At 60.8% G+C, this 13,812-nt stretch carries 11 protein-coding genes; 9 read left to right on the forward strand and 2 right to left on the reverse strand.

Annotated elements, in window-relative coordinates; genetic code table 11:
- Nucleotides 1-2: 2 nt before the first annotated feature.
- A complete protein-coding gene (locus tag KBC96_02130) occupies nucleotides 3-260 on the reverse strand; it encodes a zinc ribbon domain-containing protein (protein MBP6963182.1) in 258 nt (85 codons plus the stop codon).
- A 65-nt stretch (nucleotides 261-325) separates the two neighbouring features.
- Here KBC96_02130 and KBC96_02135 point away from each other — a divergent pair, with 65 nt between their 5' ends.
- The 7 genes from KBC96_02135 to KBC96_02165 all read left to right on the forward strand — a co-directional run bounded on the left by KBC96_02135 (nucleotide 326) and on the right by KBC96_02165 (nucleotide 8,804).
- The gene (locus KBC96_02135; GenBank protein MBP6963183.1) at nucleotides 326-1,465 is read left to right on the forward strand and encodes a mandelate racemase; all 1,140 of its coding nucleotides are present in this window, start codon (nucleotides 326-328) and stop codon (nucleotides 1,463-1,465) included.
- Between the two features lie 34 nt (nucleotides 1,466-1,499).
- Nucleotides 1,500-2,960, forward strand: a complete 1,461-nt coding sequence (locus KBC96_02140; GenBank protein ID MBP6963184.1) for a TldD/PmbA family protein — start codon at nucleotides 1,500-1,502, stop codon at nucleotides 2,958-2,960.
- Nucleotides 2,960-4,285: a TldD/PmbA family protein gene (locus KBC96_02145; GenBank protein MBP6963185.1), complete on the forward strand. Its 1,326-nt coding sequence runs from the start codon at nucleotides 2,960-2,962 to the stop codon at nucleotides 4,283-4,285. The genes KBC96_02140 and KBC96_02145 overlap by 1 nt, the downstream gene beginning before the upstream one ends.
- A gap of 16 nt (nucleotides 4,286-4,301) precedes the next feature.
- Nucleotides 4,302-4,694, forward strand: a complete 393-nt coding sequence (locus KBC96_02150) for a cupin domain-containing protein (protein ID MBP6963186.1) — start codon at nucleotides 4,302-4,304, stop codon at nucleotides 4,692-4,694.
- Nucleotides 4,695-4,787: 93 nt separating this feature from the next.
- Nucleotides 4,788-6,158, forward strand: a complete 1,371-nt coding sequence (locus KBC96_02155) for a hypothetical protein (protein ID MBP6963187.1) — start codon at nucleotides 4,788-4,790, stop codon at nucleotides 6,156-6,158.
- A gap of 50 nt (nucleotides 6,159-6,208) precedes the next feature.
- Nucleotides 6,209-7,972 (forward strand): gamma-glutamyltransferase family protein, encoded by a 1,764-nt coding sequence (locus tag KBC96_02160; GenBank protein MBP6963188.1) that lies wholly within the window; start codon nucleotides 6,209-6,211, stop codon nucleotides 7,970-7,972.
- Between the two features lie 40 nt (nucleotides 7,973-8,012).
- Nucleotides 8,013-8,804, forward strand: coding sequence for a GTP cyclohydrolase I FolE2 (locus KBC96_02165; GenBank protein MBP6963189.1), 792 nt, complete (start codon nucleotides 8,013-8,015; stop codon nucleotides 8,802-8,804).
- Between the two features lie 56 nt (nucleotides 8,805-8,860).
- Here KBC96_02165 and KBC96_02170 read toward each other — a convergent pair whose 3' ends face one another.
- The gene (locus KBC96_02170) at nucleotides 8,861-9,856 is read right to left on the reverse strand and encodes a hydroxyacid dehydrogenase (GenBank protein MBP6963190.1); all 996 of its coding nucleotides are present in this window, start codon (nucleotides 9,854-9,856) and stop codon (nucleotides 8,861-8,863) included.
- A gap of 205 nt (nucleotides 9,857-10,061) precedes the next feature.
- On the opposite strand from KBC96_02170, the gene KBC96_02175 reads away from it, so the two are divergent.
- Both KBC96_02175 and KBC96_02180 read left to right on the forward strand, forming a co-directional pair.
- Nucleotides 10,062-11,195 (forward strand): PmoA family protein, encoded by a 1,134-nt coding sequence (locus KBC96_02175; GenBank protein ID MBP6963191.1) that lies wholly within the window; start codon nucleotides 10,062-10,064, stop codon nucleotides 11,193-11,195.
- Between the two features lie 86 nt (nucleotides 11,196-11,281).
- Nucleotides 11,282-13,789, forward strand: coding sequence for a hypothetical protein (locus KBC96_02180; protein MBP6963192.1), 2,508 nt, complete (start codon nucleotides 11,282-11,284; stop codon nucleotides 13,787-13,789).
- The last annotated feature ends 23 nt before the right edge of the window (nucleotides 13,790-13,812 follow it).

Below are 13,812 nucleotides of genomic sequence, written 5' to 3' on the forward strand. Positions count from 1 at the left end.
GACTACTCGGTTGTAGATTCAACGGTTTCCTTGATGCTCTCGGCTTTTGGTTTCATTGTCTCGTTCTCGGTTTTCTTCTCGGACTTCTTGTAGTCGTTGACGTGAAACCCTGAGCCCTTGAAGACTATGCCAACCGGGAACAGGAGCTTCTTGACCTCACCTCTGCACTCCGGGCACTCCTTGATTGGCTCGTCGGTGATCTTCTGGAGTACCTCGAACTCGTGCTCGCACTGGGTGCACTTATATCCGTATGTAGGCATTCTACCGTCCTGATTGACTCCGATGATTCAGCTTGTTGTTAAGATTATACCAGAAGGAGACCGACATGGGCAATCCCCGCATTGCGGCGATCGATGCTTTTCCTCTCAGGCTTCCTTACCTGACTGAGTTCAAGATATCGCGAGGCTCCGTCGGCGGCCCAGCCGCCGGAGCACCGCACGTGTACGTCCGTGTTACTGCCGACACAGGCGACTTGGGCTGGGGTGAATCGCGTCCCAGCCCTAGATGGAGCTATGAGACCCAGGAGTCGGTCGTGACGACGATCAACAACTACCTCGCGCCGGTGCTCGTCGGTATGGATGCGAGCGATATCGAGGCGGTGCATGCGGCCATGGAGCGAGAGATTGCTCCCGGGATCACAGTCGGGCAGCCGGTGGCGAAGTCCGGGATAGACATGGCGCTCCATGACCTGAATGCCAAGTGGGTTGGAGTCCCTCTGCATTCCTTCCTCAAGCAGGGAGCAGCGTCAAGGGTCAGACTGAGCTATCTCGCGAGCGTCGATTCGCCGGGGATGGCGGAGAAGGTTACTGGAGAAGCACGAGCCGCTGGATACGAGGGTTTTAAGGTCAAGATAGGTATCCATCCGTCGCTCGATGTCGACATCCTTCGAGCAGTCAAGTCCGCTGCCGGCGGCGCGTATCTCTGGGCTGACGCGAACCAGGCTTACACGGTCGAGGACGCCGTCGAACTGAGCCGCAAGATGGCTGAGATAGGTGTGGATGTCCTGGAGCAGCCCGTTGCCGCGAACGACTTCCTCGGCCTTGCGGAGTTGGTGGATCGCTCGGCCGTCCCGATCGCGGTGGACGAAAGTGTCTTCTCCGTCGGCGACTTGGAGCAGCTCATCCGGCTGAAGGCGCTCGACGCTCTGGTTGTCAAGGTATCGAAGATGGCCGGGTTGACGGGGGCCAGTAGGTGCGTCGAGCGCGCGCTCGACGCCGGGAAATGGCTGCTCGGTAGTGGACTGACCGAGACGCGTCTCGGCCTTGCCGCGAGCGCTCACCTCTACGCAGCATACGGTGTCGAGATACCGGTGGACCTCAACGGCCCGCAGTTCTTGGCAGACGATCCGGTCGTCGGTGGCGTATCGCTGGATGGCGCGGTCGTTTGCCTAGCTGATACTTCCGGGATCGGGGTGGAGATTGATGAAGCGAGGTTGCAGGAGTTCGCTGCCGTGATGGGCAACTAGCTCTAAGAACTTCCTGCGTCGGAGGGCTGTAATCTTGAGAGAACTGACAGACAAGGCGCTTGAGAGAGTCCTTTCACTGGGCGCAACTTACGGTGATATACGGGTCGTCGAGCAGCGGGCCGAAGCAATCGAGGTCAAGAACGGCAAGGTCGAGGGACTCAGTTCGGGATCGGACTACGGGTTCGGCATTCGGGTAATCGCGGACGGAGCATGGGGGTTCGCCGCCAGCTTGGAGTTCAATGCGGACGAGATAGACCGTGTCGCCGAGATGGCCGTTCGAATCGCGAAGGCTTCCGCGAGCCTCGCTCACGAGCCGGTGGAACTGGCCCCGGTCGAGCCCGCCGAGGGTAGGTTCTCCTCTTACATGAAGCTCGATCCATTCGAGGTCCCGGTCGAAGAAAAGATCAACCTTCTGCTCGACGCAGACAAGATCATGCGGCAGACCCCGGATATCGGCATCTCCGAGGCCTCGATGAACCTCTGGCGGTTCGATACGGTCTTCGCGAGCACTGACGGCTCGTATATCGAGCAGCGGAAGACCGAGAGCGGCGCGGGGATCGCGGCCACCGCGATCAAAGAGGGCGAGGTGCAGAGGCGGTCCTACCCCGGCTCGTTCGGCGGCGACTTCGCGACTGCCGGCTACGAGTTCATCGAGGCGATGGACCTGATCGCCGACGCCGAACGAGTCGCGGAGGAGGCTCGACAACTTCTCGATGCGCCTCAGTGCCCATCCGACGTGCGGACTCTCATCCTGGAGGGCTCGATGCTCGCGCTCCAGGTCCACGAATCCTGCGGCCATCCGATCGAACTCGACCGAGTGTTCGGCACGGAGTCGGCGTATGCTGGGACGAGCTTCCTGACGCCCGAGAAGCTTGGGAACTTTAGATACGGGTCGGATCTGGTGAACATCACCGCCGATGCGACCTGTCCCGGCGGCCTCGGAAGCTTCTTCTACGACGACGAGGGTGTTCCCGCTCAATGCGTACAGATCATCGACGACGGCATCTTTGTCGGTTACCTGACTTCGCGGGAGACTGCCGCCAGGATCGGGCAGACAAGTGGCGGGGCGATGAGGGCCGATGGGTGGAACCGAATTCCACTCATCCGTATGACCAACATCAATCTCGAGCCGGGCGATTGGACCCTCGATGAGATGATCGCCGACACTCAGAAGGGTCTCTACGGAGCGATGGTCGGCTCGTGGAGTATAGACGATAAGCGCCTGAACTTCCAGTTCGCGACGGAGATCGCTTGGGATATCGAGGACGGCTCACTCGGTCAGGTGTACAAGAATCCGACCTATACTGGTATAACTTACGACTTCTGGGGTGGCTGCGATGCGATCGGCAACGAGGACGAATGGCGGCTCTGGGGAGTACCGAACTGCGGCAAGGGACAGCCGGGCCAGACGGCGCACGTGGGGCACGGTGTGGCGCCGTCGAGGTTCCAGAACGTGCGTATCGGGGTCATGGAGCAGCCGGAGGAGGAGGATTGATGCTTGGACGTGACAGAGCGTTGGAGATCGTACACAAGGCTGTTGCGCTGTCCAGTGCCGATCAGACGCAGGCGGTGTTCCAAGTCGGTGAGTCGAGCCTGACCCGATTCGCCAACTCGAGCATCCATCAGAATGTTTCCGAACGGAATGGCGGGCTGTCTGTCAAGGCGGCGCTCGGTAAGCGTATCGGGTTTGCTACCACGAACAAGCTTGATGACCACTCGATCCGCGAGACGGTGGACAAGGCAGTGATCTTCGCACGGCACTCCGGAGAGAACCCGGATTTCGTCTCGCTGCCCAAGCCGGGGACGCTCTCGCTGGTCGAGAGCTTCGACGAGCGCACGGCAGGCTGCTCGCCGGAGGAGCGCGCGTCGGCGGTCGGCAGCCTGATCGGCGAGGCGAGAAAGCGTGACAGCTCGGCAGCCGGCTCGCTGAAGACTGAGTACGCGGAGGTCGCGATTGCCAGTTCCCTCGGCATCGAGGCATACAGGGCCGATACTGTGGCCAGTGTGAACACAGTGATGACCGCCGATGACGGATTCGGTTACGCCGACCGGGTGGCCAGGCGCATCGGCGATTTCGACCCTGTCGAGGTGGGCGCAGAGGCCGCTGAGAGAAGTGTTCAGTCCAGACATCCCGAATTGATCGAGCCGGGCGAATACGACGTCGTGTTGCTCCCGTATGCGACCGTCGAGTTTCTCGAGTTTCTGTCCTACCTCGGTTTCGGCGCGCTTGCCGTCCAGGAGGGCCGGAGCTTCATGAACGGCAAGTTCGGGGAGAAAGTCGTCGGTGAGAACATCACCATCTGGGACGACGGTCTCGATGCTCGCGGCATCCCGACTGGATTCGACCCGGAAGGGGTGCCGAAGCAGCGCGTGGACCTGATCGTCAACGGCGTGGCGAATGCCGTCGTCTACGACTCCTATACCGCAGGCAAGGAGGGAAAGGCATCCACGGGCCATTCCTCCGGAGGTATCGGAACGTACGGTCCGATGGCGACGAATATGTTCATGCAGGCCGGGGATTCGTCGGTGGAGGATATGGTCGCGGCGACCAGGCGCGGGGTGCTCGTCACCCGTTTCCACTACACGAACGTGATTCACCCGACGCAGGTGCTCATCACTGGCATGACCCGTGATGGGACGTTCCTCATCGAGAACGGCACGATCACGAAGCCTCTGAAGAACATGCGCTTCACCGATAGCGTGCTCCGCGTTCTGTCGAATGTGGATATGATCTCGAAAGACACCATGCGCCAGTCGTGGGCGGTCGTGCCCGCAATTCGAGCGACGGGATTCCGCTTCAGCGGTGCGACCGAGTTCTAGTTCAGTGTGAGGTTGCTTGTCGTTCTTCGCTGCGCTCGCGCCTACAGGGTTTCTGGAGACCGCGATGCCCGACTACATCTACCGTACCATCGAAGAAGCTCCGAGCGTCCCCTGTCCATGCGGTACGAGCACCCGCATCATCACTCGGGCGGATACTCCTACCGCCAACGTCCATGTCACGAGCATCCGGGATTCGGCCAGGCATTACCATAGAGAAGCTACGGAGATATACTACATCCTCGACGGCACGGGATCGATGGAACTGGGTACGGACTCCGTGGAACTGAAGCCCGGAGTTACCATCATGATACCTCCTGGCGTCGTTCACAGGGCGTACGGTGATGTCAGATGCCTTGTCGTCGGCGTCCCTGCATGGACGCATGACGACGAGTTCTTCTGCGAAGAGTAAGCGGCGTCTCACGCCGAAGCCTTGACCGTTCTACTGCCGGCGGTGTATCCTGAATCCGCGAATCATGAACCGTTCTGAGAGAGGCAACCCACCTTGACCTATACTTCGTATGTCCAGCAACGGCTCGAACATCTCCTCAACAGCTTCGACTCGATTGAACGGCGTGACGCCTTGGCGGAGCTGGTGCGTCGGTTGAAGCTCGGTCAGATGCCGATACCTCCGCCGAAGGAGGAGGTAAATCTGCACTTTCACACCTTCTTCTCGTTCAACGCAAACGGCTGGTCGCCGGGCCGCATCGCGTGGGAGAGCGTCAAGTACGGGCTCGAGGTGTCCGGAATCGTGGATTTCGATGTGCTCGACGGTATGGACGAGTTCTTGGAGGCCGGAGAGTTGCTCGGATTGAAGACCGTTGCAGGGCTTGAGTCGCGCGTCTTCGTGAGCGAACTCGCTGACAAGGTGATGTCGTCGCCGAACGAGCCGGGCATCGCGTACTTCATGGCCGGAGGATGCTTCAAGCGCCCGCCTGCCGGAAGCGAGGCTTCACGCACCCTGCAGTCGATGGCCGAGACTGCTCGCGAGCGCAACCTCGCCCTGGTCGGACGAGTGAATGCGTACCTCGATCCCGTCGTGCTCGATTACGAGTCGGACGCCATCCCGCTGACCCCGTCCGGCAACGCGACCGAGCGACATCTCCTTCAGGCCTATGATTCGAAGGCCCGCGAGGTCTTCGGATGCTGCACGCCCGAACTCACGGAGTTCTGGGCCGAGAAGCTTGGTGCTCCCGAGGAGCAGATCACGGCTCTGCTCGGGGACACGCCGAAGTTCCATGAGAAGATACGCTCGAAGCTGATGAAGTTTGGTGGTGTGGGTTACGTACCCCCCACGAGTGGCAGTTTCCCGTGCGTCGAGGACGCGATCAAGATGATGCGCGGCATGGATGCGCTACCCATGATCACTTGGCTCGACGGCACGAACGCCGGCGAAGAGGGCACGGACGCCTTCCTGGAGCTTCTGATCTCGAAGGGCTGCGTCTCGCTCAACATCATCCCCGACCGCAACTGGAACATCAAGAACCCGGATGAGAAGGCGCTCAAGACCCGCAAGCTGAGGGAGGTCGTGGAAGGTGCTCGCAAGTTCCATCTGCCGATATCCGTCGGCACGGAGATGAACAAGGCCGGCCTGCCCTTTGTGGATGCCTTCGACTCCGACGAGTTGGCGCCCTACCGCAGGGATTTCGTCGATGGCGCGAGGTGTCTCTACGGGCATACGGTCCTTGCGCGTTATGCCGATTTCGGATACTTCAGCGACAAGGCACAGGCGGCATTCGAAGACGACCGGGCGGCAAGGAACTCATTCTATGCGAAGGTCGGCCGCGAGTTCATTCCACCTGCGTTGGCCCGGGGGAGTCTCAGCCGGCTCTCGGAGCCCGGTGAGATTCTCTCTGTTTTCGGCGTGCTGGAATAGACGGCCTTTCTCCACCACCGAGCACTTGGATTCACGAGTAGGAGCCAATCATGCCGTTCACTACCCGGCCGGTTATCCGGGGCACACACGGAGTCATCGCGACGGGGCACTACCTGGCGACGGAGGCCGGGGTGCATATCCTGCGGTCCGGTGGCAATGCGATTGACGCCGGCGTTGCAGCGGGCTTCTGCGAGCACGTGCTGGAGCCGCATCAGAACGGAGCGGGCGGCGAGGCTCCGATACTGATCTACTCCGCCGACCGCAAGAAGGCGTTCTCGATCAATGGGCACGGCACCGCTCCCCGGCGCGCGACCATCGGATGGTTCCGCGAGCAGGGCATAGACCTCATCCCAGGTAATGGCTTCCTCCCGGCGACCGTACCGGCAGCTTTTGACGCCTGGATCACTGCCCTGCGCGAGTTCGGAACGATGTCGCTGGCCGAGGTTCTCGCACCAGCTCACGATCTCGCGGAGAACGGCTTTCCGATGTACAATCACCTGCGGGAGATCCTCGTCGCCAAGGAGGAGGCGTTCATCAAGGAGTGGCCGACCTCCGCCGAGACTTTCATGCCCGGCGGGCGTGTCTCCGAGATCGGCGAGATCTTCCGTCGACCTCTTCTCGCGGGGACGTTCAGGAAGCTTATGGCCGCGGAGAAGCACGGCGGTCGGAGCGGGCGTGAGAGTGGACTCCAAGCGGCCCGGGACCTCTACTACAAGGGCGAGATCGCGGAAAGGATCGCGGAGTTTGTCGCGAATACCGAGATTATGGACGCGACCGGCAAGTCGCACCGGGGTCTCCTGGAGTACGACGACATCGCGGGCTACTCGGCCAGGATCGAGACGCCGGAGGTCGTTAGCTACCGGGGGATCGACGTGCTCAAATGCGGGCCGTGGTGTCAGGGTCCGGTGATGCTTCAGCAACTCGCACTGCTCGAAGGGTTCGATCTCAAGGCGTCCGGGCACAACTCGGCGGACTATATTCATACGCTCGTAGAGTGCGCCAAGCTCGCCTTTTCTGACAGAGAGGCCTACTATGGCGACCCCGAGTTCGACGACGTGCCGATGGGAGTCTTGCTCTCGAAGGAGTATGCCGCCGACCGGCGCGCCTTGGTAGATTCAGCGCTGGCATCGGATGACTTCCGACCAGGCGACCTAGGGCGCGGACTACTGCCCTACGATCCCGCAACGGCCCTGTCCCATAGGTCTCGTCAGTCTCAATCGTCCCATACGGAGGCCCACGACACCACACACCTCGACGTCATCGACTCTCAGGGCAACATGATGTCCGCCACGCCTAGCGGCGGATGGCTCCAGTCGTCGCCTGTCGTCCCTGGAGTCGGATTCCCGCTCGGCACGCGCGGCCAGATGTTCTTCCTCGACGAACGCCGCCCGAACGCGCTCCAACCGGGGAAGCGCCCGAGGACCACGCTGACGCCCTCGCTCGCGATGAAGGACGGGAAACCCTTCATGGCGCTCGGCACGCCCGGTGGGGACATGCAGGATCAATGGACTCTCCAGTTCTTCCTGAACGTCGTGGATTTCGGAATGGACCTGCAGGAGGCCGTGGACGCGCCGACCTTCCACACCAGCCATTTCCCGAGCAGTTTCTATCCGCGGACGATGTTTCCGAAGCGTGTGGTCGTCGAGGAGCGCATTCCGGAGAACATCCGGGAGGACCTGATGCGGCGCGGGCACGACCTTGTCGTGAACGGGCCGTGGAGTCACGGCCGCGTTCTTGGAATACGGACTATGGATGGCCTGATAGAAGGCGTCGCATCGCCCAGGCTCGAGACCGGTTACGCCGGCGGATGGTAGCGGGGAAGAGACAATGACAATGAAGCCGACACCAGGCGAACTGAAGGATACGCAGAGCTGCGAGGATCGAAGACACGTGCCTCTGCAGCGTGTGGGGGTCAAGGGGGTCGAGATTCCGTTTCAGATCAAGGCTCTCCGCGATGGGCATCAGACGGTACTTGCGGGAGTCACCCTGACCGCCGATCTTCCGCACTACTTGAAAGGCACGCACATGAGCCGCTTCATCCAGGTACTGGAGGAGTGGCGTAACAGGCCCGTATCAGGCCCTGAGTTGAAGGCCATCCTCCAGCAGGCGAAGACCGTCCTCAAGGCCGAGATGGCTCATGCCGACCTGCGCTTCAAGTACTTCATAGAGAAACGTGCTCCCGTGTCGAAAATGAAGAGCATCCTAGGGTATCAGAGCTGCTTCTCCGGCAGCCTCAAGGAAGACGACTTCGATTTCCGCCTCGGTGTCGAAGTTCCAGTTCAGACCGTCTGCCCCTGCAGCAAAGAGATCTCCGAGTGCGGGGCACACAACCAGCGCGCGAACATCCGAGCTAGTGTCCGATTCGTGCATGGTCGGTTTGTCTGGATCGAGGAACTCGTTCGTCTGCTCGAGGATCAGGGCAGCGCACAGGTATATCCGTTTCTGAAGCGTGCGGATGAGAAGTACGTCACCGAGCGGGCGTTCTCAAATCCCAGATTCGTCGAGGACGTCGTCCGTGACTGCGTCTTGGCCCTGCGAAAGGACGAGCGCATCCGTTGGTTCGAGGTTGAGTGCGAATCCGAGGAGTCAATCCACCAACACAATGCGTTTGCGTACCATCAGGAGACCTCTGACAGCGCTCGTTGACAGGCGATCGGGTGGGTGCGGTGCTGGTCCCACCGGTGACTTCTTGGCTGCCGTCTCTAGGCAATAAACTCCATCATCTCTGCCGTGACGAGGCGTTCGGGCCTCTCGCCGGAAAAAAACAGCTCGAGGTTGCGCACGGCCGCCTCGCCCTGACGACGGACCATCTCTGGCGTGCCTCCGGATATATGCGGCGTGAATACGACGTTCTGCAGCGAGTACATCTCGTGGCCTTGCGGCAGCGGCTCGGGGTCGGTGACGTCAAGCGCCGCCGAGAACCGTCCGGTCCTCAATTCTTCGAGCAGCGCCTCATGATTGACGATCGCCCCTCGTGCGGTGTTGATGAACACGGCACCCTCCCTGATCGCCTGCAGATGCTCCCGCGTGATCATCCCTCGCGTAGATTCGTTCGATGGCGCGTGCAGGCTGATCACGTCGCACTCCGCCATCAGCCATTCGAGCGAGACCCTCTTAGCACCGAGCGCGTCTGCGCCATCGTCCGATATGTAGGGGTCGGCGATAAATAACTCCACATCCCACGGCTTGATGTAACGGATCACCTCCCGCCCGATAAGGCTCGCGCCGATGATGCCGACCTTCTTGCCGTTCAGCTCCCGAGCGGGTGCGACTCCCTCAGGCCGAAACCACTGCTTCTCCCGGATACTGACCGCCCAGTTGACGGCGTTGCGCAGCATTATCTCCATCATCGCGACGGTCATCGCGGCGACGGAGATCGCCATCGCCGGCTGAGAGGTGCATACTGAGATCCCTCGTTCGAAGACTGCTGGGGTGAGGATTCCGTGCGGCGATCCCGCGGCGTGTGAGATCACCTTCAACCGATCGGCGCGCTCCACGACCTCTGGAGTGAATCTCGGCGAGCCCCAACTCGTGAGAGCCGCATCATGCCCGGGAACGAGGTCGGCAAGTTCGTCGGTCGAGTAGTTGTGCTCCTCAGGATTGAGTGTCAGATCGCCGAGCGCTTCCAGTCGCTGCTGGGCTTCAGAAGAGAACAGCCGCCCGCGTAGTGAGGGTATAGGGAGCACGAGAATCTTCATTGCGTCACCTCCGGTTCAGTCCAAAGACCAAGGCTCAGACTGGCGGGACTGGTGACCTCGTGCTTTGAACCTCCAAGTGCGTGTCTAGCTTAGCCTAGCTCGGGCGGGTGTGTCAATGGGCTCGGTGCAGGAATCGAAACGGGCTCAGGTGAACAGGTTGGCATAGAGGCGGCCCGCCGGCGATGAAGGCCTTGGGAGGTTTCACGTGATTGAGAAGCGAGTGATAGTGACTTCAGCTAGGCACGGCTGCGAGAGCACCCCGATATCGGTGGAGATGCCGGGGTTGAAGCACGGGGCGGCCGTGGGCCTGATCGGACCAAACGGCACGTGCATCCACGCGCAGGTGGATGGCGACCGCATAGTCTGGATCTGCGAGCCGATGTCCGAAGGCGAATCCCGGAAGTACAGGTTCGCGGAGAAGTGCGAGACCCGGGCCGAATCAGCGGTCGAACTGATCGATCGAAAGAACTCCGTCGAGTTCCGTATCTCCGGGGCCTTGTTTACCGTTTATGAGTATGGCGAGCAGTACGCCCGGCCGTTCCTACATCCGATCGTCGGCCCGGGGGGTAATGGAGTTACCCGCGGCTACCCGATGATTAGGGATGTACCCGGTGAGACCAGCGATCACGCGCATCACCGATCCCTATGGATCGCGCATGGAGATGTGAACGGTTGCGACAACTGGTCAGAGATGGAGGGTCATGGAGTCCAGCGCCATCGGGAGTTCCTCGAGAAGGTGGGCGGGCCGGTCTTTGCCCGTCTGCGGACGGTCAACGACTGGCTCGACGCCCGGGGGTGCAAGGTGCTCGAGGAGCAGAGATCTTTCACGGTCTATAACCTTCCGGGCGCCTCTCGCGTCATAGATATGACGGTCGAGTTTCGGGCAACGGAAGGTGATACGGTTTTTGGAGACACGAAAGAGGGGGGCATCTGCTCAATCCGCGTCGCGACCTCGATGGATGGCAACAAGGGCGGGTTGATCACCAACTCGTTCGGTGCCGTCACTGAGGCGGAGACTTGGGGCAGGAGGGCGCACTGGTGCGACTATTCCGGGCCGGTATCGGGGCGAACCGTTGGCATAGCGGTATTTGATCACCCGGCGAACTTCCGCCACCCGACCTACTGGCACGTTCGGGACTACGGCTTGATGACCGCGAATCCATTCGCGCTCTCGGAGTACAGAGGCGACAGGGCTTGGGACGGCAGTCACATGATCAGGGCGGGGGGATGTCTCGCTTTCTCCTATCGTATACACGTGCACGATGGTGATGTCGCGGCTGGCAAGGTGTCCGACAGCTATCACTCGTACATCAATCCCCCTTCGGTCGAGGTTGAGTAGGTGAACTCGATAGGTCAGGCCGCAGAGGCTGGAGCCTTGGGCGCACCTTCTGGAACTTCCGATCGTCGGTCTCAACAGAGGTTTCATTGAGCGAATCCATCCGAATAGCCAGCACCGAATCGCCCGGAGCATACCGCGTGGTCCGCAGACAGTCATGTCGCACGCTCGAAATGGGCGATCTGGAGGGCAATGCAAGTATTGCGCCCGGGGAAGGCCCGGAGTTCGTGCTGCGTTTCGGCACACCCGGCGATGTGAAGCCTTCGTTGGAGGTGGCATCGTTCGACTGCGAACTGATCAGCGATGAGGATGACAACCGCCTCGCGGTCCTGCGGTTCGAATGCTCTGACCCGCGAATGGAAGTCCGCGTGCACTTCAGCGCAGGTCCGGGTTGCAGGTTGCGCAAGTGGCTGACGATTCGGAATACCGGTGATGCCCCGTTCGTCCTATTCGATGTCGTGCTGGAGAGGTTTCCGCTGTCTGGTAAGGGGTGTGCTTGGGGCGGGGGTCGTGGCTGGCCGGTCTTCGTTGGCGGCTTGGGATACTTCGCCGTCGAGCATCCGGAAGCCGAGAACCGCGTCTCTCACGGTGAGTGCATCCTTGAGTACTACCCTGCAGCTACCATCCTTCCAGGCGACTCCTATGAGACTGAGCGCGCCATTCTGGAGTTCGCCGCGAGCGATCCGGAGGAAGCCCTTCGGCAATACACGGATGAGTTGCGGATACGTAAGCCGGACCACTTGCTCACATACTACTGCACGCGTGGAGCGCACGAATGCGAGGGCCCGAGCGAGCTTTCGGTGGTGGAGCAGTTGAACGAAGTTGCCGCTCTCAAGTCCGATTGGCACATTCCGTTTGAGTACTTCATACTTGACTACGGGTACTGGTCAGAAGACGAGAATCCCGTCGAAACGGGGCGCTATGAGTTGGACACCGAGGCGAAGTTCCCCGGCCCCAGCTTTGACGGCATCGTGTCACGGCTGAGTGCGGAGAAGATCGGCCTCGGAATGTGGTTCGGGCTGGGATGTCCCTCAAGGGATGGGTTTGCGGAGGACCTTGCGAGGTCCATCCTGGATCTGAACTCGAAGTACGGCCTCAAGCTCGTCAAGACCGACTACGCCGTCTGGTCCTGCGAGAATTCGTCTCACGGGCACTTGTGCGGCAGATACGCACGGTATCAGGCCGCGCAGACGATGAAACGGGTCTTTGCCCAGATCAAGTCCGCTAGTCCGGAGATGGTAATCTACGCGACGAGCTTCTCGAGGTCGCCTTGGTGGCTCGAATACGCGGATTACGTCGTCGCCGGGAAGGAAGATCCCTCGGACATCCCAGCGCCGACCATCCGCGACAGCCAGATACTCCATACGGATTTGGATCATCGCTTCTTCGAACTGGACGCAGGTACGTACGTCAACTTCTCTGACGCCAACTTCTGGTGCGGCAAGCAGTCGTGGCGCAAGAGCGCCGTGATGTCTGCCGCAAGAAGCAACCAACTCTTCCTGGCTGGAGACCTCACGATCCTCGATGACGACGACAAGCTCTTCCTGCAGCGGCTGGTGCAGCATCACGATGCGTACGCGCAGGCGTTCGGGCATTCGCGTCGCATTCTCGGCACTGCCGCGGAGCAGCAGATATACGGCTATTCGAATGTCAAAGACGGCAAGGGCCTGGTCGCGATCTTCAATCCGTCCTGGACAGCGGACAGCTTGGATCTGCACGCGCTGGACGTGGGCTGCAATCCAGAGGTGCGAAACATGTGCATCGAGTTGTTCCCGAGCACCCAGGCCGGCAGTATGCTCGAGTGGGCTGGATGCAAGCTTCGGTTCGATCCCTGGGAACTGAAGATGATCGAAGTGGCTCCGTCAGAAGAGCACTACGCGCTGTTCGAATCCCGACTGGATCACGCGGGGAAGTACCGCATGCCGATCACGCCGGTCTCGCTGCCCTCGGATGTCCCGTCTCGGGCGGTCATGGAAGCCGCAAGGATATGCTATCAGACAGGTGTCGGGTTCAGATATCGCGCTGTACTTCCCAGGGAATGGGAGGGATACCCCATCCTCCTCGATCTGCGCGGTCTTCGAGGGGAACTGTACATCGGCAACGAACCCACCGGTCTCCACGGTGGCGGGTACGCCGTCTACTATCCCGGGACTCGCGACTACTCTCGGCTCGGCTTCGGTCGGCAGGGACGCTACTTCATTGCTCTGGACGACCCCGGTGTCGTGTCGCAGCCCGAGCCGGTCATCCGGCCGCTCGCGTATTCCAGCAGCAGCACTTGCCGGGAGGACTGGCCTCACCCCAGGGTATCGGGCATGGTGCTGGTCATCAGGTATCTGAAGACCGGCAAACCCGTGCGACCCTCGATGGATCCCGGGCTGGCACAGTGTTCTGTCTGGCTGGACGGGGTCTGGATGGACACGTGGCGCGTGCCTCCGCTCGTACCCCGCATCCGATCCGGCTATTCCTGGGCCGTATACGCCCTCGATCTTGAAGGCGACTGGGAGTGCGCGAGGGTGCTGATCCCGCATCTCCTCGATGCCGACTACGAGATCGAGTTCTTCCTGACCGACCGCATCCCGGATATCGCCGGGCAGTGAGTTGTGCATCCGGGGCTTCTCCG

This window comes from Armatimonadota bacterium (assembly GCA_017993055.1).
GTDB lineage: Bacteria > Armatimonadota > UBA5829 > DTJY01 > DTJY01 > JAGONM01.